The sequence below is a fragment of the Spirosoma sp. KNUC1025 genome (genome assembly GCF_045160025.1).
GTDB lineage: Bacteria > Bacteroidota > Bacteroidia > Cytophagales > Spirosomataceae > Spirosoma.
The window spans coordinates 3,930,715-3,957,471 of sequence record NZ_CP087139.1 but is presented as its reverse complement, the minus strand read 5'-3'; the positions used below and the strand labels follow the sequence as shown (position 1 = coordinate 3,957,471).

Here is a 26,757-nt window from a genome sequence, read left to right as displayed (position 1 = left end):
TGTTATCTATCGTATACGACAAACATATGAATATCGCAATTATTGGTGCTGGCAACGTCGGAGGAGCCTTGGCGCAGGCTTTGATTCGGGCAGGCCATACGGTGATCGTGGGTGCTAACGTCCCGCTTTCCGAAAAATCAATCAAACTAGCGACCAAAATTGGCGAAGACCGTTTTACCAACGTGCGGTCGGCGGTTGCTCAGTGTGAAGTAGTTGTACTAGCCACTCCGGCGATGAAGGCCATTGACGTAACGCAGCAGTTAGGCGACACGGCAGGCAAAGTGATTATTGATACGATGAATACGGTACGTGGCATGGGGCCGGCCGGCTTCACGAATACATCCGATGCTATTCTGGCTCATACGGCTACAACCGATGTAGTAAAGTGCTTCAATACGACCGGCTTCGAAAATATGCTCAATCCAATTTATCAGGGCGAAGGCATTGATATGTTCATGGCGGGCAGTAGCCAGCGCGGAAAAGCCATAGCCGCCCAGTTAGCCAAAGATATTGGGTTTGCCGAGTGCTACGATATGGGTGGCAACAACAACTTTGGTCTGCTGGAGCAACTCGCCTTAAGCTGGATAACACTCGCCCTTTTTCAGGGCTATGGACGTAACATGGCTTTTAAGGTGGTAAAACGATAAACCCATTAATTCTAAACATTTATGTATGTAGGCAAAGATTTCAAATTGAAACTTCTCTGGCATTTTGCGCGCAGGAATCTGCTACGTACTATGCTGGTGAGTATCGTAGCCTGTCTTTTATACAAGGTTGCTGGCTGGGACTTTGTCGCCATTTCCTTTCTGCCAATCGCTACCATCGGTACAGCCGTTGCCTTTTATGTAGGCTTTAAAAACAATCAGGCGTACGATCGCTTATGGGAAGCGCGTCGACTTTGGGGCAGTATTACCAACACCAGCCGTACGCTGGCGGCTATGGTTATTGCCATCATTCCCGACAAGGAAACACAGCGGGAGTTTATGTACCGTCATATTGCATGGGTTAATATTCTACGGCTTCAGCTCCGGAAAAATATTCCCTGGGCAACCAGTAAAGAAAGCCTGCATCAGGATTACCTGTCAGAAGCCAATGAGCTGGAAAAGTTTGACGAAGGTCTGAAAAATATTTTCCGGGACATGGGCCGTATGGACTACTACGAGGTAATGGCCGGGCGAAGTAATACGGCCATTCATGTCTTAAAAAAGCAGATACACGAGTTCGGACGGCTCAAAAAAGCGGGTATTATCGACGACTATGAACACTCGGATTATGTAAAGCAAATTGGTGAACTATTCAATCATCAGGGAGGCTGCGAACGCATCAAAACCACGCCACTTTTCCGTCAGTACAGTATTTTCAGCCGGGTGTTTGTCATTCTGTTTATTTTTCTGCTGCCCTTCGGTTTGCTGAAAGAAATGGACAAACTAGGCACTTATGGCGTATGGCTTACCATTCCTTTCAGTATGCTCATTAGCTGGGTCTTTTTCACGATGGAGCAGATCGGCGAATTCAGCGAAAACCCGTTCGACAACAGCGTCAACGACATCCCCATTTCTACTATCTGCCGAAACATCGAGATCGAAATTCGCGAGTTTCTGGGTGATGCTAAGATTCCGGAAAAACTCAATCCTGTCGAAGACATACTGCTGTAAAAATCAGAACCGGGATTCTTGCGATTATTCTGATTACCCTGATTTTTGGCTTTCACAAAAAGCTGAAAGCAAATCATAGTCGGTCAGAAAAATCACAAAAATCCCGGTTCTGATTACTTCACGAACAACAGTTCCCTGTATTTCACCAGCGGCCAGTCTTCGTCATCGACAACCTCTTCCAGCTTGTCAACTTCATACCGGATGATGTCGAAATGGTCTTTTACTTCTGTAGCGTATAGGCGGGCGCGTTCGGCGGTATCCGTTACGTTATTGGCCTTTTTACGGGACTCAATCATGGATTCAACCCCTTTCTTGATCACGATAACGCGGGTCGAAATTTCGCGCAGAATATCTTTGATCGGTTCGGCTTCGGCAACCATTCCCAACTCAACCAAATGCCGTGCCGTTTCCGCTAATTTATGCTGATACTTCAGCGCTGTCGACACTACGTGGTTCAGGGCTAAATCGCCCATCACCCGCGATTCAATCTGGACGTTTTTGATGTATTTCTCAAGTTCTATTTCATAGCGGGATTCTACTTCAGCATGATTCATAACGCCGGTCCGCTCGAAAAGTGCAAGCGATTCCGGCTGCACATACACAGTGAGTGCTTCGGGTGATGACTTGATATTGGATAACCCCCGTCGAGTTGCTTCTTCAACCCAATCGTCAGAATAGCCATTGCCCTCAAACAGAATCCGTTTGGAATTAGCGTAGTACTCTTTCAGGATATCGACGATGGCCAGTTCTTTCTTTTCTCCGCGCGCCAATCGTCCATCAAGATCTGTTTTAAACCGGTTGAGCTGATCGGCGACAATGGCATTAAGCACGGTCATGGTCGATGCGGAGTTGGCGGAACTGCCTACGGCCCGAAACTCAAATTTATTCCCGGTAAAGGCAAAAGGCGAGGTTCGGTTGCGGTCGGTATTGTCACGCATCAAGCTCGGAATGCGATTGAGCCCCAATTTGTAATACACATTATCGCCCTTATTGACCGTTACTTCGGATTTGGTTTCCAGATCCGTCAACGCCTGGGTTAGCGTTTCTCCCAGAAACACCGACATGATAGCGGGTGGGGCTTCATTGGCTCCGAGCCGATGTTCATTACCGGCCGAGGCAATGCTGGCTCTGAGGAGATCGGCATTATCGTGAACAGCCTTGATTACGTTGACCAGAAAGGTAAGAAAGCGTAACGTCTCTTTGGGTTTTGAACTGGGAGCGAGTAAGTTAACGCCCGTATTTGTTCCCATCGACCAGTTGTTATGCTTACCGCTTCCGTTTATACCCGCAAATGGTTTTTCGTGAAAGAGCACCTTCAGGTTATGCTTTTCGGCTATTTTCTCCATCAGGTCCATGAGCAACGCATTATGATCGATGGATAAATTCACCTCTTCGAAAGTGGGAGCAACCTCAAACTGTCCGGGGGCTACCTCATTATGGCGCGTACGAACGGGCATGCCCAATTTCATCGACTCAAACTCGAAATCGACCATGAACGCATTGACACGGGGCGGAATCGACCCAAAATAGTGATCTTCTAGTTGTTGCCCACGGGCGGGTTGATGGCCGAACACGGTCCGGCCGGCCAGTACCAGATCAGGCCGGGCGTAAAACAGGGCGCGGTCAACCACAAAATATTCCTGTTCGGGTCCGAGGGTAGGAATTACTTTGGTAATGTTCCGGTCGAAGTATTGACAAACGGCTGTAGCCGCTTTATCTAACGTATTAAGTGCTTTCAGCAAGGGAGTTTTGTAATCCAGAGCCTCACCGGTGTATGAAATAAAGACCGATGGAATGCAGAGCGTTTTGCCCCCCGCGCCGTTGTCCATCAGAAAGGCGGGTGAACTGGGGTCCCAACCCGTATAGCCGCGAGCCTCGAACGTATTGCGTAGTCCTCCGCTGGGAAACGACGATGCATCGGGTTCCTGCTGCACCAGCGCACTCCCTTTGAATTTCTCCATGGCTTTGCCATCGGCCCCAACATCAAAAAATGCGTCGTGTTTTTCGGCAGTTTCACCGGTTAACGGCTGAAACCAGTGGGTGTAGTGTGTCGCCCCTTTCGATGTAGCCCACGATTTCATGGCGCCTGCTACTTCGTCGGCGATGGCGCGGTCTATCTGACCGTTTGTGTTGATGGCTTCGGTAACTTTTAGGTACGCTTCCGGCGAGAGCAGCGACCGCATAACTTCATTGCTAAAGGTGTAACTACCAAAAAAATCGCCGACACGCTCAGTTGGAGCAGCTACGGGCATAGCCTGGCGATTCTGAGCTATTTCAAGGGCTTTAAACCGAAAATTTGACATTGATACGGTTCGGGGTGTTTAGGATTAATTTTCGCCAAACATACGCCCCTTCTTTCAGTAAGAGAATACTCCCTTTCTATTTTTTGATTCTGCCTACTGAATTGGCCAGCCAGGGAGTTCGACATAAAGTCTTAAAACGAAACATGCCGTATTGTACAAGACCGTCCGCAAAGGATCAGGTCGATACATAAAGACACAAGGCGGCTTGCTCCATTGCAAAAAAAGTACTGTCAATCAGAGAGTAAGAACAAGTTTTTGTAACTATGCAATGATCAAGTTCCTCCCTAAACCTTAACTCAATCCGAATATGGTTCTACAACCGGAATCCGGCCCCACCCTACCGACGGAAAACCAGAAATCCAAACGTTCAGCGCTACTAGTTGGCAGTATGCCGTTCGATGATGAAACAACCTGTATGAGTCGGGCTTTAGACGTACTGGGTCCTGCTTTGTTTAGCTTACCCGACGGCGAAATAGGCGACAAAACGCCTGCCTTCCCGAAAGGAAATCGCATTGCCTGGGTAGTATACGCCATCGAAAAATTGACAGGCGACACCGACAGCTGGGAAATTATTAAACAACCTGTTCGGGGAGAGGATGGTATGGCGATTGACTATAACCAGTTTCAAAAGCTCAAGCCTAAACATTCTCCGGCCAATATGCCTCACCATGTTCAACTAGGGTACGATGCGTTTGCCCGGCAGAGTTATCCAATTTTCCGGCGGTTACGAGACCAACACAATCTGCCTGGCCTGAAATTTCAAATGGGCGTTCCGACAGGTTTCGCCATGGGATTTGCTTTTGCGAGTCAGATACAGTGGCTACGTTACACCAAAGCGTTTAACACAATTATCGCCCGCGAAGTAAATGCCGTATTGGCCGAAATTGGCCACGATGTACTTATCCAGATTGAAGTGCCACCAGAGTTATATGCTGCTTACATGCTGCCCTCGCCACTGATGAGTTTAGCGTTGATTCCTATAAAAGACTTATTGTCGAAAATCAATCCGGGTGCACAGATCGGTATGCATTTATGCCTGGGCGATTTTCACAATGAAGCGCTCGTTCATCCGAAAACGCTGACTAAAATGGTTAGCTTCTCGAATCGTTTGGTTGACGAGTGGCCTTCGCAGCATACATTGGCCTACATCCATTATCCATTTGCAGAAGCCGGAACGCCCCCATCAACGAACGCAACGTATTACGCTCCGCTTAAAAACATACAGCTCCCGGCGGCAACGCGATTTGTTGCCGGTTTTGTGCATGAGAAACGTAGCGTAGCCGAAAACATCGACATTCTAAAAAGCATAGAATCGGCGCGTGGTCAGTACGTTGATGTAGCCAGCTCATGCGGACTTGGGCGCCATTCGCCGGAAACGGCCGATTACTTACTCAAGTTAACGGCTCAGTTAACAAACCTTTCCTGATGATCGCTATTCTTCGCTGGAGAGCAAACCTGTTACACCGAAAAGCATCGTTCCTAAAATTTTGGGGCCGAATTTTTTCCCGGTAAACCGGCCAAACTCGCTCATCCATTTAGCTTTCTCCAGAATCTTTTCTCCAGTGTCTTTGAGGGCTTCTGAAGTGTCTTTCCCAGCAGCTTTCCTGTTCATATACATAACAGGAGCTCCCAAACTCATTATGGAAATGCCTACGATTGCTCCGGCTACTGCACCGATGGTGCCTGATACAGCTTTACCGGTTTCTTCGAACTGTTTCCACTTTTCTTCGAAATCATAGTCTTTTGCGTCCATGACATTTCTTGTTAAAATTCAGAAAATAAGGTAGTTAAAGGGGTCTAAAAGTACGTATTGAACCCCAATATCAAGTAAAAATATTTGTTAATAAAACGCGCAAAAAAAGCCCGGCCACTTACGCGGCCGGGCTTTTGAAAATTATATAAGGAAGCTTATGCCGTTTCCAGCACGTCAGCCGACTTAACAGTTTTGATGATCACTGCTGCAACTTTGTAAGGATCAGCCGCCGAGTTTGGACGACGATCTTCCAGCCAGCCTTTCCAGCCGCGCTCTACCGTAGCAATTGGGATACGGATCGAAGCGCCCCGGTCAGAAACACCGTAGGAGAATTGATCGATCGACTGCGTTTCGTGCTTACCCGTTAGGCGTTGCTCGTTGTCAGCACCATATACCGCGATGTGTTCTTTGATAACATCAGCAGGCGAGAAGGCTTCGCAAATTTTCGAATACACTTCTTTGCTGCCAGCTGTGCGGAGTGTTGTGTTCGAGAAGTTGGCGTGCATCCCTGAGCCGTTCCAGTCGGTAGCGCCCAGCGGCTTGCAGTGCCAGTTGATCGAAATACCGTATTTCTCACCGATTCGCTCCAGAATATAGCGGGCAACCCAGATCTGATCACCGGCTTCTTTAGCGCCTTTGGCAAAAATCTGGAATTCCCACTGACCTGTTGCTACTTCGGCATTGATACCTTCTACGTTCAGACCGGCATCCAGGCAAGCATCCAGATGCTCTTCGACAATATACCGTCCATAGGCATTTTTAGCTCCTACTGAGCAGTAATAAGGCCCCTGACCACGCTTCGGAAAACCTTCAGCCGGGAATCCAAGTGGCTTATCAATTGATTCATCCCACAGGAAGTACTCCTGCTCGAAACCAAACCAGAAATCGTTGTCATCGTCTTCAATCGTTGCGCGACCATTCGACTCATGGGCAGTGCCATCAGCGTTTAATACTTCGCACATAACGAGGTAACCATTCTTACGTTGTGGGTCTGGGCAGATGAAAACGGGTTTCAGCAGACAGTCCGACGAGCCGCCGGGAGCCTGCTCGGTCGAAGAACCATCAAACGACCACATTGGGCAGTCTTCCAGTTTGCCCGAGAAATCGCCTTCAATTTTGGTTTTTGAACGCAGGCTTTGGGTGGGCTTGTAGCCATCGAGCCAAATGTACTCTAACTTCGACTTTGCCATGATTACAGTGGAATTGAATTGAATAGGGATTTGTAACAAGACTTTCAGCAAATATAATGCGTCATTACAATAAATTATAATTGCCGATAAAGCCTTCAACCATATTTTTTACTGTTTTTGCGGAAATATTATAATTAAAATTCGTTTGGTACAGTAAAATACCATATTTAGCGCCAAATTTTATTACATTCTAATTTTACCCACTTAGCAGCAAAACCCAGCAAATCAGTACGGTATAACTATGAATAGGGGCTAGTTATCAATGAAAACTAGTCAATTTTAGCAAAAACAGGTTATCACATAGTATAAACTTACTACGTACTTAACACTGTTGCATCGAACAGTAACTGAAATAAGTTTTTGGGTATGGATTGCCGGTGTAAAATCAGAAGTCGGCAATCAGATTCGTCTTGAACAACTTAATGGCTATCGCCAGCAGGATAATACCGAATATTTTGCGCAGTACTTCCAGTCCGCCTGAACCGAGCCGGGTTTCGAACCAGCCCGACGAACGTAGCACAACATAAATCAGGATCAGATTGAGAATAATACCGATGATGATATTGACAATCTGGTACTCCGCCCGAAGCGAAATAATCGTCGTTAACGTACCGGCTCCGGCAATTAGCGGAAAAGCAATAGGTACGATATGTGTAGCCCCTCCGGAACTTACTTCCGATTTGAAAATGGTGCGGCCCAGAATCATTTCGAGCCCGATCAGGAAAATGATGAGCGCACCAGCCACCGCAAACGATGCTACGTCAACCCCAAATAACTTCAGTATTCGTTCACCCACAAACAGAAAAGAAATCATCAGTGCACCTGACGCAAACGTTGCCCGTTCCGACTCGATTTTACCGGTCTTTTTCCGTAGATCGATAATGACTGGCAATGAACCGACTACGTCGATTACTGAAAACAGAATAAGCGTAACGGAAATGACTTCTTTCAGGTTGAACATATCTCGACTGTGCGGGTAAAGTGCCCGCGTTACGTAAACGACCGCAAAAACTGCCGCAAAGTTCCTATATCTTCATCGGTGATAGCGGGAAAATTGGCAATTCGAAAGGTAGTATTTTTCCAATCGCCATACCCATTACCCAATGTAATGCCCGCTTGCTGGGCCGCTGTTTTAATAGCCTTTATTGCAGATTCGGAGCCTTCAACGGCAATTACTGTATCAGACCGGATAGCGGGATCAGGAATAAGAAGTCTGAACCGATCGGGCGAATCGGGCAATTCTCGTTCAAAAAAAGTGTACCAGTCGGTGGCCCGTTTTTTGGTCAAAGCGCTTACACTGGCGATAGGCGACACCTGCTGCATAACCCGCATCAGCAGATAAATACCCAGGCCATTTGGCGTGTAGGGCGTTTGAAATTTTGAGAAGTTTTCGTGGATAAACAGCAGACTGTTGTAATGAGTATTCTCCCCGATCTCCTCGGCCCGTTTTAGCGCAGCAGGCGAATAAATCAGCACGGCCAATCCCGCGGGCAAACCAAAACATTTTTGCACCGAAGCGAACCAGACATCGGCCAGTGCCCAGTCGAACGTAATACCGGCCATGGAAGAAACAGCATCTACAGCAATCAGTCCGGAGAAATCACGCCGGAACTGCGCCATTGTGTCCCGGTTCACCTGCGTACCATTCGAGGTTTCGTTCTGAACGATGCACAGTACGTCGGCTTCGCTCAGATTTATCGGCGGCTTGATTCGGTACGCATATTCAGCCCACTTTTTTCCGAACGCTCCACTGTGCGGATGCAAACTGGCTTCTGCCGTCAATGACTGGGCCACGATCTCCCAGCACTCGGTAGCTGACGAAACAAACGCAATGTGATAATCAGCCGGAATAGCGAGTTTTTCGTGAAGCAACTCAATGGTTTCTTTCACGATATCCATAAACCCACCGCTCCGGTGGTTAAGACTGACAATTCCCTCCCTCACCGCATCAGCCGCATAATCAGCTACCTGCGGGTAAACTTTGGAAGGACCGGGGTAGAAAGTGATCATAACTAAATGATGAATGATGAATGATGAATGATGAATGATGAATGATGAATGATGAATGATGAATGATGAATGATTCTACAACAAATAATTTATCATTTATCATTCGTCAATAAGTATCGGATTGCCAGCTCATATCCCATCAGCCCGAGGCCGACCACAACGCCTTTGCATTTGGCTGACAGATAGCTGTGGTGCCGAAACGACTCTCGGGCATGTACGTTCGAAATATGCACTTCTATTGCCGGAGCTGTTACGGCCGAGAGTGCATCCGCAATGGCAATGGACGTGTGCGTGTACGCTCCGGCATTAATCACAATCCCATCGATGTCGAAGCCCAGCTCGTGGATTTTATCGATCAGTTCTCCTTCGTGATTCGACTGAAAATACCGAAGTTGCACGTTAGGAAACATGTCTTCGATGGTTTTGAGGTAGTCGACAAACGAGCGATTGCCATAAATAGTCGGTTCGCGCTTGCCTAACAGGTTGAGGTTCGGGCCGTTAATAATGAGAATCTGTTTCATACTAATTGAATCATGGATACTGAGTGATGGACAATGATGGATGGGAATCTCAGCAGACACCCATTATTTATTTTACATTTTCCATTATTCATTCACCGTCTTATGTGGCAAAGTTATATAAACGCCTTCAAGAACTACCTTAAACTCGAACGGTCGCTGGCCGAAAATTCGGTCGAAGCGTATCTGCACGACGCCGAAAAACTATACGAGTACGTACTGCTTACTAACCCCGACCTGAACCCCATGCAGGTTACGGAAAAAGAGTTGATAAATTTCCTGAAATACCTGGGCGAGTTGGGTTTGTCGGCGCATAGCCAGGCGCGGATGTTATCGGGAATGAAATCATTTTTTAAATACCTGGTGCTCGAAAATCTGATTCAGCACGACCCGACTCAGATGCTGGAAGCGCCTAAACTTGGCCGTAAACTGCCCGACACCCTGAGTTTTCCGGAAATAGAAGACATCCTGGCCGCTATTGATCTGTCGACGCCGGGCGGTACCCGCGACCGGGCTATGCTTGAAGTGCTGTATAGTTCGGGGCTACGTGTTTCTGAGTTGCTGAACCTGAGGCTGACCAACTGTTTTTTCGATGCGGGTTTCGTTCGGGTTATTGGCAAAGGCGATAAAGTCCGACTGGTGCCGATTGGCGAGGATGCCATGCATTACACCCGCATCTATGTTGAGCATGTACGTAGCCGGCTGGATGTGCAAAAAGGCGATGAAGACACTATTTTTCTAAATCTGCGCGGAAAGCAGCTCTCGCGAATTTCGGTCTTCACCACCATCAAGAAACTGGCTTCGGAAGTGGGGATCAAAAAAACAATCAGTCCGCATACCTTCCGACATTCGTTTGCTACGCACCTGATCGAAGGCGGAGCCGACCTGCGGGCGGTGCAGCAAATGCTTGGCCATGAATCCATCACGACAACCGAAATCTATACCCACCTCGACCGCGATTATTTACAACAAACGCTACGCGAATTTCACCCAAGAGCCGGTAGCGGACTACGGGGAACGGGTCGAGCTGGTCGCCGGGAATAATTTACGTAGCAGACAATATTCAACCTGACCTCTAAATCTCAACCAGATGACGAACACACTTCCATCACAAAAACATCTTTTTAGTCTGCCTGAAGGTATTCATTATTTAAACTGTGCCACGCGCGGCCCACTTAGCCGGTCCGTCGAACAGGCTGGTCATGACACCCTTACCCGCCAGGCTAACCCCTTTGGCCTTCGCCCCGACGATTTTTTCAATGGAGCCATCCACGTTCGCGAACTGTTCTCCCAGCTCATCAACAATCCTGATCCTGACCGTATTGCCGTTATACCTGCCGTTTCATACGGGATGGGCGTCGTAGCCCGTAACCTGCCCCTAAAACCTGGCTTCCAGAAAGGGAAACGTATTGTATTGATCGGGGATGAATTTCCAAGTGATGTGTACGCCTGGGGACGAGTATGTGACGAACTTGGACTGACTACAACCATCGTCGACGTACCGGACGGGTTTCCGAAGGGACAGGTCTGGAATGAACGGCTGCTGGAAGCCATCGGCCCCGACACGACCGTAGTGGTAGTGCCGCCCGTTCACTGGATGTACGGCATTCGTTTTGATCTCGAAGCCATTGGTCAGCGCGCCCGCGATGTAGGCGCCTGGTTGGTCATAGATGGTACGCAGGCAATTGGCGCTTTACCATTCGATCTCGAAGCGGTTCAGCCTGATGCCGTTATTTGTGCGGGCTATAAGTGGCTCATGGGCCCCTATTCGCTGGGTCTGGCCTATTACGGCCCTGCTTTCGACGAAGGAATACCGCTTGAAGAAAGCTGGATGAACCGACTCGACAGCAATCAGTTTCATCGGCTGATGGATTATCAACCCGCGTATCGCCCGAAAGCGTATCGGTACAACGTTGGCGAGCATTCGCACTTTCTCCAGATGCCCATGCTTGAAACATCTTTAGGCCAGCTCATCGACTGGCAACCAGCACGTATTCAGGATTACACACAGCAGCTCATGACCGATGCCTGGCCTGCTCTCGAAAAGCTGGGCTGTACTATCGAGCCGGAAAATGGCAGTCAGGGACGTAGCCATCACCTCGTTGGCTTATGGTTACCCGCCCAGGCTGATCCCATGACGGTTCAACAATCATTGCTGGCCAGTAATGTATCGGTATCCGCACGAGCACGTGTCCTGCGTATTGCCCCTCATTTATACAACACCAGCGATGATGTTGAGGCATTGGTCAACGTACTGAAAACGGTTTTAGCCTAATTGTGCAATACGTAACGGAAGCAAAGGCACTACTGATTTTTTGTAGGAGCCATTACTTCCGCTACGTACTTTATAAAAACACCAAGCAAATACTCTTGTTCGATTTGGCCCCTTGCCAACAAATTCGATTTATATCGCTAGACTAAGCTTCATATAGTTCCAGCGGTAAATCGTCGGGGTCAGCGAAGAACGTAAAGCGTCGGCCGGTATGTTCATCCACACGGATTGGTTCAGTCATAACGCCCTGTTCAGTCAGATGTGATACAGCGGCATCTATATCGGCCACGGCAAACGCCAGATGACGCAGGCCAAGCGCTTCGGGCCGGGACGGGCGTTTGGGCGGGTTCGGAAACGAGAATAGCTCAATAACGTAGTGGTCATTCAGCGCCAGATCCAGTTTGTACGATTGGCGTTCGGCCCGGAAATATTCACCTAAAACCGATAATCCCAGAATTTCGGTGTAAAAATGCTTCGAGATCTGATAATCCGAGCAGATGATAGCTATATGGTGTACAGAGGTTAACTTCAACATGGTCAATACGTTAGGGTTCGAGCAATGTGTCGGCAGCCGCTGTATCTACAACGGTTCCGTCCTTAGCCGGTAGTGCCCGCTCCAATTCTTTGTGCTTGTTCCAGGGAGCCGTCGTGCGACTCGCCATATCGATAGCCAGCAAAGCCACGATGGTAGTGAAAACAACAAAAACGACGATGAAAATACGACGGTTACGGTTCACGCTAGTAAATGATGAATTGTGAATGAGTAATGATGAATGATGAATATGTAAATTGGCAAGTCACCGCATTCATCATTCATCATTACTCATTCATCATTAGTTGACAGTTGTTTCGGGGCAATTTTAAACGCTACGCTGCCCGTCCGTCCTGAAATGGCTGCCCACGACAGGTTGTCGAACGAAACGGCTACTACAGCTCCTTTACCCATTGAGCCAATATTCTGATGAGTCAGAAATTCAGCCAGATACGATACGTCGGGATTGTGTCCAACAATCATGGCCGATTGAGCCGAATCCGAAACCGCATTGATTGCAGCCAGATAAGCTTTTGGACCACCTTCATACAGTGTTTCATTAAACGCAATTTGATCTAAATCGAATCCGATCTGTTCAGCAATACCTGTTGCCGTTTCGCTGGCACGGGGGGCCATACTGCTCAGTATCACATGCGGCAAAACACCCTTTCCTTTTAGATAACGGCCCATTCGGGCGGCAGCCATAATGCCGTCGGACGTTAATTTTCGATCAAAATCGGACATGAATATGGCCCGATCTTCAGCTTTTGCATGACGGACAATATAAAGCGTAATAGACATACAGGTAGGGTTAGCGTCGGTTAATGAATGCAAAAATAGAACGGCAATTGGCACGGATTGCATGTAGGATGTGGATGAACGTTAAAATCTATGGACGATTCAGCCGACAATCCGTACTTTTGCGGCCATAACTATCCTTCGATTGTTGTTTCTGTATGAGTTATTTCCCTATTCAGCAATTATTAAAAGCTGCTCCTGTTGGCGCTACCATAACCGTGAAGGGGTGGGTCCGTACCAAGCGAGAAAGTAAAAATGCCGTTTTTATTGCCCTCAACGACGGGTCAACCATTAATAATATTCAGGCTGTCGCTGAAACCGGTCAACTCGCCGAGGAAACGCTTAAACTAATTACGACGGGTGCCTGCTTAGCAATTACAGGTCAGTTGGTTGAGTCGCAGGGAGCCGGGCAGGCCGTCGAACTAAAAATCAGTGACGTAACGATCTACGGCACTGCCGATCCTGAAAAATATCCGCTGCAACCTAAGCGGCACTCGCTGGAATTTTTGCGTGAGATTGCCCACCTGCGTCCACGTACCAATACGTTCAGCGCAGTGTTACGCATACGGCATGCACTGGCGTTTGCCATCCATAAGTATTTCAACGACAACGGCTTTTACTACCTCAACACGCCCATCATTACGGCCTCCGACGCTGAGGGAGCCGGAGAAATGTTTCGTGTCACGACGCTAGACGCCATCAAACCTCCTCTCAATGAAGACGGAAAGGTCGATTACAGCCTGGATTTTTTTGGTCGCGAAACGAACCTGACCGTATCGGGTCAGCTGGAGGGCGAGTTAGGTGCAATGGCCTTAGGGAAAATTTACACCTTCGGTCCCACATTCCGGGCTGAAAACTCGAACACAACCCGCCACCTTGCCGAGTTCTGGATGATTGAGCCCGAAATGGCGTTCTTCGAACTGGAAGATAACATGAACCTGGCCGAAGATTTCGTCAAAACGGTTATTCGGTATGCGCTACAGCACTGTGCCGACGATCTGGCCTTTCTGGATAACCGACTGAAAGAGGAAGAGAAGACCAAGAAAAAAGAAGAACAAAGCGAACTTGGTCTGCTCGAAAAACTTCAGTTTGTCATCAGTAATGAATTTGTACGGCTAACCTATACCGAAGCAATCGACATTCTCGTCAACTCAAAGCCTGCCAAAAAAGGGCAGTTCCAGTACGAAGTGAAATGGGGGGTTGATTTGCAGTCGGAACACGAGCGGTATCTGGTCGAGAAGCACTTTAAAAAACCGGTTATTCTGACCAACTACCCCCGCGAAATCAAAGCGTTCTACATGAAACAGGACGATGCTCCAGCGACCAACTCGCGGGGTGATGTCTTTGGACCAACGGTCCGGGCCATGGACGTACTGTTTCCTGGAATTGGTGAAATCATCGGCGGCTCGCAGCGGGAGGATGATCTGGATAAATTAGTTGCCCGTATGCAGGAAGTTGGTATTGAGCCAGAAGCACTCTGGTGGTATCTGGATACCCGCCGGTTTGGTTCGGCGCCACACGCAGGCTTTGGTTTAGGCTTTGAGCGGTTGGTGTTGTTTGTAACAGGCATGGGTAACATCCGCGACGTTATCCCTTTCCCAAGAGCACCGAAATCAGCCGAGTTTTAACGTAACACCGGATCAGAGATCCGGTTGTAACTATACTTTCTCAGCCGGACCAGAAGTCCGGCACTACGAAATGCTTGCTTTACCCATTTTCCTGCTGATGGCCTCCGGCTTTGTTGTCGTCGGGGTGTACACAGAACGTAAGGTTTCGGCCTTTATGCAGGATCGCCTTGGCCCTATGGAAACGGGGAAATGGGGGTTATTGCAGCTATTCGCCGATCTATTGAAACTCCTGCAGAAGGAAGATATTGTACCTACGGCCGCTGACCGACGCTTGTTTCTGCTTGCTCCATCCATCATTTTCGCGTCGGTATTCGCGGGCTTTGCCGTGCTGCCTCTAACGCCTGATTTACAGGGGTCAGGGGCAGCCGTCGGGGTTTTTTATCTGATGGCTATCGTTTCGTTCGACGTAGTGGGTATTCTGATGGCCGGTTGGGGGTCGAACAACAAATACTCGCTGTTTGGAGCCATGCGGTCAGTTGCTCAGATCATCTCTTACGAGATTCCGCTGGGTCTGACCATTTTGTGCGTGGTTATGATTTGCCAAACCCTCAATTTGCAAACCCTTAGTTTTCAGCAGGGTATCTACACAACCGAAACAAATTACCTGTTTGGGCTGAAAGCATTGGGCGTTAACGTAACAGGATGGGGCGGTATTTTCGCCTGGAACATCCTGCGCAACCCGTTTTTATTGATTGCCTACGTTATCTTTTTCATTTGTACCCTCGCTGAAAGCAATCGGGCACCGTTCGACCTGCCCGAAGGCGAGTCTGAAATTGTGGGTGGATTCCATACCGAATATTCAGGGATGCGCTTTGCCTTGCTTTATCTGTCGGAGTACGCCATGATGTTGCTGGTGTCTTTTTTAGGAGCTGTGTTGTTTTTAGGTAGCTGGAACACACCTTTCCCTAACATTGGACCCGTTCATCTGGCCGACTGGACGAGTGGCGAACCGGGTACCCTCTGGGGAAATCTCAGTGGTGGTTTCTGGCTGCTCTCGAAGGTTTTTCTGGCCGTGCTTGTTCAGATGTGGGTGCGCTGGACGCTCCCGCGCATCCGCGTCGACCAGATGATGCACCTGTGCTGGAAAGTTCTGACGCCTAGCGCGCTGGTCCTGCTGCTTATCTCAGGCATCTGGCGGTTGCTGATGATCTAAGAATCGTTTGTGCGATTAGGACATTGCTTACATCTGGCTTTAAAAAACTACGCAAAATGAACTCCCGATGGCAGCGTTTTCAGCACCGACTTCACGAAATCATTTTTGAATCTGATACACTGGCTGGCCGGGTATTCGACGTTACGTTGCTCTTTCTCATCGTTCTGAGTGTACTGGCCGTCATTCTGGAAAGCATACCGGCCCTAACAAAACCATACGGTCTTTTCTTCGACCGAATCGAATGGGTGTTCACAATCCTGTTTACCCTTGAATACATCCTCAGAATTATCAGTATCCGGCAACCGCTACGTTACATTTTCAGCTTTTTCGGTCTTGTTGACCTATTGGCCATTTTACCAAGTTATCTCGGCTTGTTTCTGTTTGGCGCTCATGAATTAGCTGCTGTGCGGATACTGCGCCTGTTACGTATTTTCCGAATTCTGAAATTGGGTGAATACACAGCAGCCGCTACGCTGCTCGCTTATTCGTTGCGGGAAAGCCGGGCTAAGATTACAGTATTTTTCGTGGCTATTTTCACCCTGGTCATTACGCTCGGAGCCATGATGTACGTCGTTGAAGGGCGATCTAACGGATTTGAGAGTATTCCATTAAGTATTTACTGGGCAGTCATCACCATCACGACCGTCGGCTATGGGGATATTGTGCCCAGTACACCCATGGGCAAATTCATCGCGACGATTATTATGCTGCTGGGCTATGTAATAATTGCCGTACCCACGGGTATTGTGGCCGTTAGTCTGACGGCAGCCACCAAGAAGCAGGAAATTTCAACCCAGGCGTGTCCTAATTGCAGCCGTCAGGGCCATGATCCCGATGCCGTCTTTTGCAAATACTGCGGCTCTCATTTGTAAAACTTTGGTTCCTGGAAAATCTGTCTGATCGTCTGAATAGGCAACGGCTCAAGAAGTTGAGTTGATGGACCATTTATAACAGGATTCCAATTCGTACGGTTTAAGCAGTATACCGCATATGTTCGTAAATTTGCGGCCTTTTCCATTGCTTATGTCCATTCTTTCTCCCGATCCAGTAGACGATCTTATCTGGAATGCCGCCTGGCGTTCACCCATTTTCAGACGAAAATTTATTGCTGGCGTACTAAGCTTTCTGGCTTTGCTGGGCGCCTTTCCAATTTTCTTTCAAATTATTGAACGACATAGCGGCCCCGTTTTGAACGATTGGGTGCTGGCAACACTGGTCCCACGGGATGTATCACTGATCATTTTTGGGGTTATCTGGGCGTCGGCGATCCTCCTGGTGGTACGTGTCCGACGTAGCCCGGCCATCTTCATGATGTTCGTTTACAGCTATTTTCTCATTAGCCTGTCGCGGATGATCAGCATAAATCTGTTTCCACTCAACCCCCCTCCCGGACTAATACCGATGGTCGATCCGATCACCAATGCCTTCTACGGTAAGGTTTACATCACCAAAGATTTATTTTATTCCGGCCATACCTCTACCATTTTCCTGATTTTCCTCTGCCTGCGTCAGCGCACGGATCGCCTGTTAGTACTGATTGGCTCGCTGATTGTAGGGGCACTGTTACTGGTACAACACGTACATTATACCATCGACGTAATGGGCGCTTTTGTGTTCACATACCCTTTTTATCGGCTTGGCAAATGGTTAGGCCTAAGTGGCTGGAATAATCGGGAGTTGCAGGACGAATAAGCTGGAATGTGTTGCTCCTGTAGGGCTATCATTTGTTTACCGCTAGAATGCTTCTCCCAATTGAAAATACAGATCATTTGATACGCTCTGGCCAATTCCCAAGCCGATACGTAGATTTAACCGTTCCCTGCGATTCAGCGCGACTCTGACTCCGCAACCAATCGAGTATTTAAGGTCTTCGAAATTCAGCTCCCGTAATTGGCTACCAACGTTGCCTGCTCCAAAAAAGCCGACAGCGCCAATCCGCCAGAATATGGGAACCCGGTATTCTGCCTGAAAAACTACCTGATTCTTACTCCGATAACGACCATCGTAAAACCCACGCATGCTATTGGAGCCGCCAAAGCTGGCCAGACTACGTAACGGCGTTTCGCCCGAATTGAAAAAACCATAGGCTTGAATAGCCAGCACTTGTTGCCGGTACAGGCGTATGAACCGACGAAAGTCGACTACGTAATTTGTGTATTGAAAATCAAAGCCTAAAACGGGTGCAAAGTGATCAAAGTAAAGCTGCAAAAAGCCACCCCGGTCAGGAGCGAACGCATTGTTACGCGAATCATACGTCAGGCTCAACCCCGCTCCCGAAATATGATACGGATTATGCCCCCGCATATTTAGCTGATCGAAAAGTCCACCTGTCAGATAATCGATGGCCAGCAAACGCTGGTATTCGTAGAGTAATCCGGCAAAAAAACGATCCTGAATTTTTCGTTGAAAATTCAGGTATACGTAATATTGTCGAAACGAATAGGATTCCTCGTGTTTTCAGGAGCGTGTTTACCCAACCCCCAAAATTTATCGGGAAATGAGCTGTACGACATCTGATGGTTTAGAATGTATTGTTTGCCGGGGAAGTAGATTGTTACATCGACTGCCGCAATAAATTGTTTGCGAAGTGAGTATAAAGCCAGGGCCTATGTGTTAGAGGTACGAGTGGTTGTATAGAACCGGCTGAAGCGAAACGTAAACGAACCTGCCAGGTCAACCGACCAGTCGGTTTCGATAGAACGGGCTATTAATGGTAAAATTAAAGTATGACGGTTCTCATAAGCCAATTTTTTTACGGGCTGACGAGGCAACGAGATAGTATCCGGCTGGGCCGATAAAGTACTAAAAGAACTCAATAAACTACTGAATAACAGCAGAATTAACCGCTGATCACATAACGGACGAACAGGCACTAAAATAACCGTTAATTAAAGTCACATTAATTAAATCAATTAAAAGTAATCCTAAAATTGTAAATTTCGTAGATTTGGACCTTAAAGGAACCATTATGGTTGCACCCCACACGTGGAAGGCAGCCAACGGTTGGCACTGAACCCGGAACGTCCGAACTGTAAACCACCGATATGAGCAAAATCGATTTACCGCCCTTCACACTGGGCGAAACAATTACCCCAGAACAACGTCAGTTTTTCAATAAATATGGCGTTATCGTTTTCCGTAATTTCATTCATCCAGAAACGGTCAAATTATTCATCAGCGAAGTAGAGCGAATCGAAAAAGAATGGCTCGCTGAAGGTCGTGACAAAGTCAATGGTGTTCCGCTAAAATTTGGTCAGGATGAGGCCGGAAACCCAATGATTCAGCGGATGTGTTTCCTGTCGCAGCACAGCAAATCACTTCACGAGTTTTTACAGGACCCTCGCTTACAAGCTGTTGTTGACCTGCTTCAACCCTACGAAGGGCGCATTGCTGAAATTGAAAAAGACGGGCTTATCCTAAACCACTACGTTCGCACTCCCAACAGTAAGTTCTCACAGATGGGCTGGCACACCGACAGCCCCCGCGACATTTTCCTCGGGCAGCGTATCATGCCCATGCTGAACGTCGGTATCCACCTGAATGCCACGCCTTACGAAAACGGCGGCTTACGCGTCATTCCAGGCACCCACAAGCAAGGCATTCTGAAGATGCTGTTCCGCAAAAAGTATTTTGTGGATAACGAACCCGATAAACACGAGATTGGCTTTGATATCAACGCAGGTGATCTGTCAGTACACGACGGCCGTTTGTGGCACCGCGCCCAGCAGTCTCCGCATGTAGGCGAAGCCAGTCGTCGGCGCGTCATGTACGTACCTGTTGTAACGGGCAAATACATGCCGAAGCATGAGAATAGCAAAACCCCGTTCTACCACCGGTTTATCTCAAAAGTAAATATCTAAAAAAGGAGAAGGGAGAAAGGATTTAGGGAAAAGGTGGCCTGTGCAATCTTCCCTAAATCCTTTCTCCCTTCTCCTTTCTCCTCCTATGGCCTACGCCCTCATCACAGGCGCCAGCAAAGGCATTGGTCTGGCAATAGCCAGTGAGCTGGCCCGCCAAAAGTTCGACCTGCTGCTGGTAGCCCGTTCTGCTGCGCTTCTGAAGCAGGTAGCTCAGCAATTAGCCTCACAATACAGCGTCAAGACCGACACATTCGCAATTGATCTGGCCGAGCCGGGTGCCGCTCAACAGGTTTTTGACTGGTGTCAGAAAAAGAATTACACTGTTCAGGCGCTGGTGAACAACGCAGGTTATGGCCTCAGTGGCCCATTCGAGAAACATATGCTGGCTGAGCATACCAATATGATGGCCGTCAACATGACGGCTCTTGTTGAACTGACGTATCTCTTTTTGCCGCAGCTTCGTCAACAGTCCAAAGCGTACGTCCTGAACATCAGTAGCTCAGCAGCTTACCAGGCTGTACCGGGTTTGAGCTTATACTCAGCATCTAAAGCGTTTGTGCTTCAGTTCAGCCGCGGCTTGCATCAGGAGCTACGAAAATCGTCGGTTTCGGTCACCTGCGTCTGTCCGGGCTCTACCGATACGGGATTCGCTGATCGGGCGCAGATTGGCGAGAAGGGTCGCAAAGCCGCCGAAAAAGTGAACATGACCCCCGAAGACGTAGCCCGGCAGGCCGTTGAAGCGATGCTGACCGGCAAAATCGAAGTGGTAACGGGGTTACTCAATAAAGCCGGAAAACTGATGGCCTGGCTCCTGCCCAAAGGCTTGGTTGAAAAAACAGCCGGAAGTATTTACGACTAGGTCGATGCACTTCTACGAAGATGGGTTTATCAAAAAATGAATGCCATGACCTGCCGTTATGGCATTCATTTTTGCACTTAGCCAACCAATGGCACTTTATTTATCTTGTTAGCGTTCTGCCCATATAACTTTACGAAGACGTTGGATGCGAACCTTACATCAAAGCTTTTTTTCCTTGCCTGCCGACGTCCAACCAACACATGCAATTTTCCGATTTAAATTTAATTGACCCAATCCTGAAGGCCCTTGCCGAAGAAGGATACTCCACCCCTACGCCCATTCAGCAACAAGCTATACCCATTCTGTTAAGCCGCCGGGATTTGCTCGGTTGCGCTCAGACAGGTACCGGCAAAACAGCAGCCTTCGCCATTCCGATTCTGCAACTTCTGAACGAAGAACGTAGCAAAAACCCAAAAACACCCCGGCGCATTAAAACGCTGATACTGACGCCAACACGCGAACTCGCTATCCAGATTGACGAAAGTTTTGCCGCCTACGGCCGTTATCTGAACCTCCGGCACACCGTTATTTTTGGAGGTGTTTCGCAACACGCTCAGGTGAACGCACTTAAAGCTGGTGTTGATGTACTCATTGCCACACCCGGCCGATTACTCGACCTGATGACTCAGGGGCATGTTTCGCTCCGTGATGTGCAATTCTTTGTGCTTGACGAAGCCGACCGCATGCTCGATATGGGTTTTATTCACGATGTTAAGAAAGTCATCGTTCGTTTACCCGAACGTCGTCAATCGCTGTTTTTCTCAGCGACCATGCCGCCAGACGTAGCAAAACTTGCCGACACAATTTTGCAGAATCCGGCAAAAGTGGAGGTAACTCCCGTATCGTCAACCGCCGAAACGATTCAACAGGCGATGTATTTTGTCAGCAAAGATGACAAACGCAGGTTGCTCGTGCATATCCTGAACGATACGAAGATTCGGTCGGCGCTGGTTTTTGCCCGTACAAAACACGGTGCGGATAAAGTGGTTAAGGATCTACTTAAAGCGGGAATCGGTGCTGAAGCCATTCACGGCAACAAATCGCAGAATGCCCGCCAGCGTGCATTATCGAATTTCAAAAGCCGGGAAACGCGGGTATTGGTAGCGACGGATATTGCTGCCCGCGGTATCGACGTTGACGAGCTGTCGCACGTCATAAACTACGAGCTGCCAAACATTCCCGAAACGTATGTTCACCGCATTGGTCGGACAGGTCGCGCTGGAAACGATGGTATTGCATTGTCATTTTGTGACGCCGAAGAAACCGCATACCTAAGAGACATTCATAAGCTGATTGGAAAGAACGTACCGGTTGTTACAGAACATCCGTATGTGCTCAATATTACGACAGCTACAGTAACGCCTGGGCCAGCACAACGGCAGGGACGCAACCAGGGTGGTAATCGCAATGGTGGACCACGTCAGCAACAGGGCAACGACCGCAGAAATGGTTCGTCGCAACCGGGCAATCCGAACCGGAACAACGACCGCCGGACGAGTAGCGATGCGCCCCGATCTGACGGCAACCGCAATCAGGTACGTAACGACGGACGTAATGCCCAGCAACAACTCAACGACACGAAACGGCCATCTCCCGGCGGCAATCGCGAACAGCGCCCGGCGCGAGGTACCGGCAACAGTCGCTACATTGATTTGACTTCAGATAAAAATTATTAAGCGAAAAAGTCCCGGAGAAATCTGGGACTTTTTGATTTTAGGACCGGAAGAACCCATCCGATGAGTAGGTAAGCCGCCCGTTACGTATTTGAGAACTACAAATGGTGCTGACTATGCTTCGTATTTTTTCTGGCCTGTTCGTTACGCTTACATTGAGTAGTGGGTTATCATTTACGCGGGTTACGGCGCAGATGTTACGTCCCAGCATGATGTTTGGGGATTCGACCCATCGTAAACCTGCTTTTGCCAAAGATCCGCACGTGGTCTGGTTTGAGAAACGCTACTTACTGTACTATTCCGTCCCAACCGGTAAAGACTCGACCGGGGCTGATCGCTGGGGTATTGGTATTGCCGAAAGCCAGGATTTATCCACCTGGCGTAAAGTAGCGGAGATTCCACCGGTTGCCGATTATGAGCGTAAGGGTTTTTGCGCACCGGGCGCGTTGGTACGTGATGGCAAAGTTCACCTGTTTTATCAGACGTATGGCAATGGACGTAGCGACGCAATTTGCCACGCCAGTTCGACGGATGGTATCCATTTTGAGCGTAACCCCACCAATCCGATTTTCCACCCGGAAATCAGTCAATGGTCGTGTGGACGAGCTATTGACGCCGACGTAGTCAAGTTCAACAATCAATACTTCCTTTATTTCGCCACCCGCGATCCTGCTTACAGGATCCAGCAGCTAGGCGTAGCTGTAGCACCGGCCAATACCAACTTCGAACGGCAGGACTGGAAGCTCCTTTCAACCAACGGACCAATTCTGAAGCCCGACTATCCTTGGGAAGGCGAATGCATCGAGGCTCCTTCCGTCATTCAGCGGGGCAATGAACTGGTTATGTTTTACGCAGGAGCCTACAATAATTGGCCACAGCAAATCGGCGTGGCCCGCAGCACAGATGGTCTTCACTGGGAACGCCAGCAAACCAAGCCATTTCTCAAAAACGGTGATCCGGGAAGCTGGAATGCCAGTGAGTCTGGACATCCGCACCTATTTACAACGCCAACCAGCAAAACGTATCTGTTCTATCAGGGGAATAATGATAAAGGAAAAAGCTGGTTTCTATCCAACCGCGAAGTAAAATGGCAGAATGCAACTCCTCAACTAGTGAACTGACACAGATATGTTTCTCTTTTTCATCGAATCAATCCGCTACTTTAGGCTGACCGTTGCCAATAGGTATCCTTCCGACTTTTGCAGTAGATTTGCTATACTACCCCTTACCTCATGAAACGTATTCTTTTGCCAGTTATGGCATTGGCGATCCTGACCTTTGGCTGGTCGCGGCTGAGCCAGAATCAGACAGATGACAAGCCCAATGACAATACAAACTGGGGCGAATATCTGGGCGGTCCCGACCGGAATCACTACTCGGCACTGACGCTGATTAACCCCGGCAACGTAAAGAACCTGCAAGTCGCCTGGCGCTACTCAACACCCGACAGCGGTCAGATTCAGACGAGCCCCATTATTATCGATGGTGTTCTTTACGGGGTTACACCGGCCGTACAGGCGTTTGCGCTTGATGCCGCAACCGGTAAGGAAATCTGGCGATTTGGTGAATCCCGTAAAGCAGGCGCCAACACGAGCCGGGGCGTAACTTACTGGGCTCCTAAACCCGGTGAAAACACAACGGATGCTCCCCGGATTCTACACTCGGTGGGGCCCCATTTGTACGCTCTGGATGCTAAAACCGGAAAGCCAATTCCTGATTTTGGGCAAGATGGGCACATCGACCTGCACGAGGGGCTGGGCGTACAGGCAAAAGATAAGTTCGTGATTTCTAATACACCCGGTACAATATTTGAGGATTTGATTATTATGCCCGTTCGTCTGTCGGAGGAAGCCGATGCGGCACCGGGATACATTCGCGCTTTCAACGTTCGGACGGGCAAGCTGATCTGGACGTTCCATACCATTCCGCATCCGGGTGAGTACGGCTACGAAACCTGGCCCAAAGAAGCCTACAAAAATTTCGATGTGGGTGGCGCTAATAACTGGTCAGGAATGTCAGTCGACCGGGCGCGTGGCATTCTATACGTACCAACGGGTTCACCCTCCTACGATTTCTATGGCGGCAATCGCAAGGGCCAGAACCTGTTTGCCAATTGTTTACTGGCTCTCAACGTCCGAACCGGCAAGCGGCTTTGGCATTTCCAGGCCGTTCACCACGACCTCTGGGATCGCGATTTTCCAGCACCACCCAATCTGGTGACCGTTACCCAAAACGGCAAAAAAATTGACGCTGTCGCCCAGGTTACCAAAACCGGCTACGTATTTGTTTTTGATCGCGTTACCGGTAAACCACTGTTCCCAGTTAAGGAAGTAGCTATACCTAAATCAACCATGCCGGGCGAAGCCACCTGGCCTACCCAACCGGTTCCGCAAAAGCCTGCGCCTTTCGTTCGGCAGAGTATGACCGAGGCTGACATCAACCCAAATTCCGTTGACCGGGACTCGCTGCAGGCCATGTTCCGTAAGGCGGGTACACGGCCATACGAACCAATGACCGATAAGGGCTGGGCGCTGATGATTCCGGGAACCGATGGGGGAGCCGAATGGGGTGGTGCAGCCGCTGACCCGGATGGGATTCTGTACGTTAATGCCAACGACATTCCCTGGATGTATAAACTGGTCGATACGCCCAAACAGGATGAACTCGCCCATTTAAGCCCCGGTCAGCGGGTTTATACGCAAAATTGCATCAGCTGCCACGGCCCCGAGCGCAAAGGCAATCCACGTAGCGGCTACCCTTCCTTGATAAACATCGGCCAACGACGCGATCGCCAGTACGTCATGCAAACGGTTAGCAATGGACGTGGGATGATGCCCGGTTTTACGGCACTTTCTGCCGACGAAAAAAATGCGCTTCTCGCTTTCCTCTTTGACGATGAAAAGCAGGAAGCACCGGGTAGTGCAGCCGCTAAGCCGAAAACGAAACGGCCTTATTTACCTTATAAAATAACCGGGTATATCAAGTTTCAGGATAGCAGAGGATATCCAGCTATTAAGCCGCCCTGGGGAACATTGAATGCGATCAATCTGAATACAGGCGACTACCTCTGGAAAATTCCATTGGGCGAAGAAAAAGCCCTGAAAGCCAAAGGCATTACCAATACGGGTACAGAAAACTACGGTGGCCCTGTTGTAACGGCCAGCGGCCTGCTGTTTATTGGCGGTTCCCGCGACGAGAAATTTCGGGCATTCGACAAGAAAACCGGAACGCTACTTTGGGAAACGGATCTGCCGGCAGCCGGTTTTGCTACCCCTGCTACGTATCAGATCGGCGGCAAACAGTACGTCGTGATTGCCTGTGGTGGCGGCAAACTAGGCGTAAAAAAGGGAAATCAATACGTAGCGTTTGCGCTTCCCTGAGTTTGAGGAATCTCTCCTGGTAGGGTTCTCATCCTTTGAGACAGCGAACGTATGAACGTACTAACCAAAGTCATAATCTGGTAAATTTTCGACGTATCAGAAATTCGGGTGTAATAGGCAGTGGGTTTATTCCGGAAGCGGAGGGTACTGATTTCAAACCAATCGGGCGGCAAACGGCTTATTGATGTATACGTTCTCAACGCGCCGATGCCGTTTCGCTTCCTGATTTTTTTTCTGCTGCTTTCAGCTACTGGCTTCGCCCAGCAAAACCGAATCATCGACCGAAACGCAATTGGCTGGTACGTCTATACGGGTGATCATAAATTAAGCCATCACTGGGCTGTTCATACCGAATACCAATGGCGACGAGTCGATTTGATACGTTCCTGGCAACAGTCATTGGCAAGGCTCGGGGCCGTTTATACATTATCAGACCGGGTTAAGTTCGGTGGTGGTTATACGTTTTTCACAACGTACCCCTACGGTGATTACCCGGTTGCAGATGCTGGCGTACCCACAATTGAAAGCAGAATTTACGAAGATATTCAGCTAAGTGACAAAATTGGAATCCTGAAATTGACGCATCGGGTCAGGCTCGAACAGCGGTGGCTTGGAACTGGCGCCGACGGCAATCCCCGGCAGATTGTCGATTGGGAATACCAGCATCGGGTCCGTTACCAGGTTTCTGGCGAAATTCCCCTGAAAGGGCCAACTATTGACGACGGAGAAGTTTATCTTAACTTTTTCGACGAGCTGTTTATCGGCTTTGGCCGAAACGTTGAACAGAACGTATTTAATCAAAATAGAATTTCGGCTGGCTTCGGGTATCAAATTCGGGACTCATTTTCCCTTGAACTCAATTACCTCAATCAAATCTCACAGCATCCCGAAATAGACCAGCCAACCGGTAAGCCTGTTTTTGAGATCAATCATGGATTTCGATTGAATGTACGCTATGACTTAGACTTTACACGCTGACTTAACGATCAGTTGACAAGCTCATACATTAGAGCAGGCCAAGTAGGAAACCGATAAGTAACAGTGTAAGTAAGAACGCTGTTGCTAAGATTATAGTCCAGGGTCCAAGGCGTATCTGTTTCTTCGACATGGGTGGATAGTTTATTCGCCAATTGCTTAAACGAAATTAAACGCAATAAATACTACTAAATCTAT

The 26,757-nt window shown here is 48.7% G+C and carries 25 protein-coding genes; 15 read left to right on the top strand and 10 right to left on the bottom strand.

Translation table 11 applies throughout. The features are described from left to right. Positions 1–26 precede the first annotated feature (26 nt). Both LN737_RS17200 and LN737_RS17195 read left to right on the top strand, forming a co-directional pair. Positions 27–647, top strand: coding sequence for an NADPH-dependent F420 reductase (locus tag LN737_RS17200; RefSeq protein ID WP_405511029.1), 621 nt, complete (start codon positions 27–29; stop codon positions 645–647). 21 nt (positions 648–668) lie between these two features. Continuing rightward, complete coding sequence (locus LN737_RS17195) at positions 669–1,655, top strand: bestrophin family protein (RefSeq protein ID WP_405511027.1); 987 nt, start codon at positions 669–671, stop codon at positions 1,653–1,655. Positions 1,656–1,768: 113 nt separating this feature from the next. Here the strand turns inward: LN737_RS17195 and LN737_RS17190 are convergent, their stop codons facing one another. Continuing rightward, positions 1,769–3,958: a glutamine synthetase III gene (locus tag LN737_RS17190; protein ID WP_405511025.1), complete on the bottom strand. Its 2,190-nt coding sequence runs from the start codon at positions 3,956–3,958 to the stop codon at positions 1,769–1,771. Positions 3,959–4,265: 307 nt separating this feature from the next. Between LN737_RS17190 and LN737_RS17185 the strand changes: the two genes are divergently transcribed. Further along, positions 4,266–5,384 (top strand): hypothetical protein, encoded by a 1,119-nt coding sequence (locus LN737_RS17185; RefSeq protein ID WP_405511024.1) that lies wholly within the window; start codon positions 4,266–4,268, stop codon positions 5,382–5,384. Positions 5,385–5,390: 6 nt separating this feature from the next. Here the strand turns inward: LN737_RS17185 and LN737_RS17180 are convergent, their stop codons facing one another. The 5 genes from LN737_RS17180 to aroQ all read right to left on the bottom strand — a co-directional run bounded on the left by LN737_RS17180 (position 5,391) and on the right by aroQ (position 9,432). Next, positions 5,391–5,711, bottom strand: a complete 321-nt coding sequence (locus LN737_RS17180; RefSeq protein ID WP_405511023.1) for a hypothetical protein — start codon at positions 5,709–5,711, stop codon at positions 5,391–5,393. A gap of 155 nt (positions 5,712–5,866) precedes the next feature. Then, positions 5,867–6,901, bottom strand: coding sequence for a glutamine synthetase beta-grasp domain-containing protein (locus LN737_RS17175; protein ID WP_405511021.1), 1,035 nt, complete (start codon positions 6,899–6,901; stop codon positions 5,867–5,869). A gap of 385 nt (positions 6,902–7,286) precedes the next feature. Further along, a complete protein-coding gene (locus LN737_RS17170) occupies positions 7,287–7,862 on the bottom strand; it encodes a MarC family protein (protein WP_405511020.1) in 576 nt (191 codons plus the stop codon). 29 nt (positions 7,863–7,891) lie between these two features. Next, positions 7,892–8,911: an aminotransferase class V-fold PLP-dependent enzyme gene (locus tag LN737_RS17165; RefSeq protein WP_405511019.1), complete on the bottom strand. Its 1,020-nt coding sequence runs from the start codon at positions 8,909–8,911 to the stop codon at positions 7,892–7,894. A 92-nt stretch (positions 8,912–9,003) separates the two neighbouring features. Continuing rightward, positions 9,004–9,432: a type II 3-dehydroquinate dehydratase gene (gene aroQ / locus LN737_RS17160; protein WP_405511018.1), complete on the bottom strand. Its 429-nt coding sequence runs from the start codon at positions 9,430–9,432 to the stop codon at positions 9,004–9,006. A gap of 102 nt (positions 9,433–9,534) precedes the next feature. On the opposite strand from aroQ, the gene xerD reads away from it, so the two are divergent. Next, positions 9,535–10,473 carry a site-specific tyrosine recombinase XerD gene (gene xerD, locus LN737_RS17155; protein WP_405511017.1) on the top strand — a complete coding sequence of 313 codons (939 nt, stop codon included), beginning with the start codon at positions 9,535–9,537 and terminating at the stop codon, positions 10,471–10,473. Between the two features lie 46 nt (positions 10,474–10,519). Continuing rightward, positions 10,520–11,704 (top strand): aminotransferase class V-fold PLP-dependent enzyme, encoded by a 1,185-nt coding sequence (locus LN737_RS17150; RefSeq protein ID WP_405511016.1) that lies wholly within the window; start codon positions 10,520–10,522, stop codon positions 11,702–11,704. Positions 11,705–11,846: 142 nt separating this feature from the next. Here the strand turns inward: LN737_RS17150 and LN737_RS17145 are convergent, their stop codons facing one another. From LN737_RS17145 to LN737_RS17135, 3 genes are all read right to left on the bottom strand, one after another. Continuing rightward, on the bottom strand, positions 11,847–12,236 hold the full coding sequence (locus tag LN737_RS17145; RefSeq protein WP_405511015.1) for a VOC family protein: 390 nt from the start codon (positions 12,234–12,236) through the stop codon (positions 11,847–11,849). Positions 12,237–12,246: 10 nt separating this feature from the next. Next, on the bottom strand, positions 12,247–12,438 hold the full coding sequence (locus LN737_RS17140; protein WP_405511014.1) for a hypothetical protein: 192 nt from the start codon (positions 12,436–12,438) through the stop codon (positions 12,247–12,249). An 86-nt stretch (positions 12,439–12,524) separates the two neighbouring features. Continuing rightward, a complete protein-coding gene (locus tag LN737_RS17135) occupies positions 12,525–13,034 on the bottom strand; it encodes a histidine phosphatase family protein (RefSeq protein ID WP_405511013.1) in 510 nt (169 codons plus the stop codon). A 155-nt stretch (positions 13,035–13,189) separates the two neighbouring features. Here LN737_RS17135 and asnS point away from each other — a divergent pair, with 155 nt between their 5' ends. The 4 genes from asnS to LN737_RS17115 all read left to right on the top strand — a co-directional run bounded on the left by asnS (position 13,190) and on the right by LN737_RS17115 (position 17,504). Continuing rightward, a complete protein-coding gene (gene asnS / locus LN737_RS17130) occupies positions 13,190–14,659 on the top strand; it encodes an asparagine--tRNA ligase (protein WP_405511012.1) in 1,470 nt (489 codons plus the stop codon). A 70-nt stretch (positions 14,660–14,729) separates the two neighbouring features. Continuing rightward, a complete protein-coding gene (locus LN737_RS17125) occupies positions 14,730–15,812 on the top strand; it encodes a complex I subunit 1 family protein (RefSeq protein WP_405511011.1) in 1,083 nt (360 codons plus the stop codon). Positions 15,813–15,868: 56 nt separating this feature from the next. Further along, positions 15,869–16,684 carry an ion transporter gene (locus LN737_RS17120; protein WP_405511010.1) on the top strand — a complete coding sequence of 272 codons (816 nt, stop codon included), beginning with the start codon at positions 15,869–15,871 and terminating at the stop codon, positions 16,682–16,684. 151 nt (positions 16,685–16,835) lie between these two features. Then, positions 16,836–17,504: a phosphatase PAP2-related protein gene (locus LN737_RS17115; RefSeq protein WP_405511009.1), complete on the top strand. Its 669-nt coding sequence runs from the start codon at positions 16,836–16,838 to the stop codon at positions 17,502–17,504. A 42-nt stretch (positions 17,505–17,546) separates the two neighbouring features. Here the strand turns inward: LN737_RS17115 and LN737_RS17110 are convergent, their stop codons facing one another. Then, entirely contained in the window at positions 17,547–18,209 is a 663-nt protein-coding gene (locus LN737_RS17110; RefSeq protein WP_405520433.1) for a BamA/TamA family outer membrane protein, read from the bottom strand. A 647-nt stretch (positions 18,210–18,856) separates the two neighbouring features. Here LN737_RS17110 and LN737_RS17105 point away from each other — a divergent pair. The 6 genes from LN737_RS17105 to LN737_RS17080 all read left to right on the top strand — a co-directional run bounded on the left by LN737_RS17105 (position 18,857) and on the right by LN737_RS17080 (position 26,562). Further along, positions 18,857–19,672, top strand: a complete 816-nt coding sequence (locus LN737_RS17105; RefSeq protein ID WP_405511008.1) for a phytanoyl-CoA dioxygenase family protein — start codon at positions 18,857–18,859, stop codon at positions 19,670–19,672. An 85-nt stretch (positions 19,673–19,757) separates the two neighbouring features. Continuing rightward, positions 19,758–20,531, top strand: coding sequence for an SDR family oxidoreductase (locus LN737_RS17100; RefSeq protein ID WP_405511007.1), 774 nt, complete (start codon positions 19,758–19,760; stop codon positions 20,529–20,531). A 200-nt stretch (positions 20,532–20,731) separates the two neighbouring features. Then, a complete protein-coding gene (locus LN737_RS17095) occupies positions 20,732–22,207 on the top strand; it encodes a DEAD/DEAH box helicase (protein ID WP_405511006.1) in 1,476 nt (491 codons plus the stop codon). A 113-nt stretch (positions 22,208–22,320) separates the two neighbouring features. Next, positions 22,321–23,325: a family 43 glycosylhydrolase gene (locus LN737_RS17090; protein WP_405511005.1), complete on the top strand. Its 1,005-nt coding sequence runs from the start codon at positions 22,321–22,323 to the stop codon at positions 23,323–23,325. Between the two features lie 111 nt (positions 23,326–23,436). Further along, complete coding sequence (locus LN737_RS17085; RefSeq protein ID WP_405511004.1) at positions 23,437–25,584, top strand: PQQ-binding-like beta-propeller repeat protein; 2,148 nt, start codon at positions 23,437–23,439, stop codon at positions 25,582–25,584. A 120-nt stretch (positions 25,585–25,704) separates the two neighbouring features. After that, positions 25,705–26,562: a DUF2490 domain-containing protein gene (locus LN737_RS17080; protein ID WP_405511003.1), complete on the top strand. Its 858-nt coding sequence runs from the start codon at positions 25,705–25,707 to the stop codon at positions 26,560–26,562. The last annotated feature ends 195 nt before the right edge of the window (positions 26,563–26,757 follow it).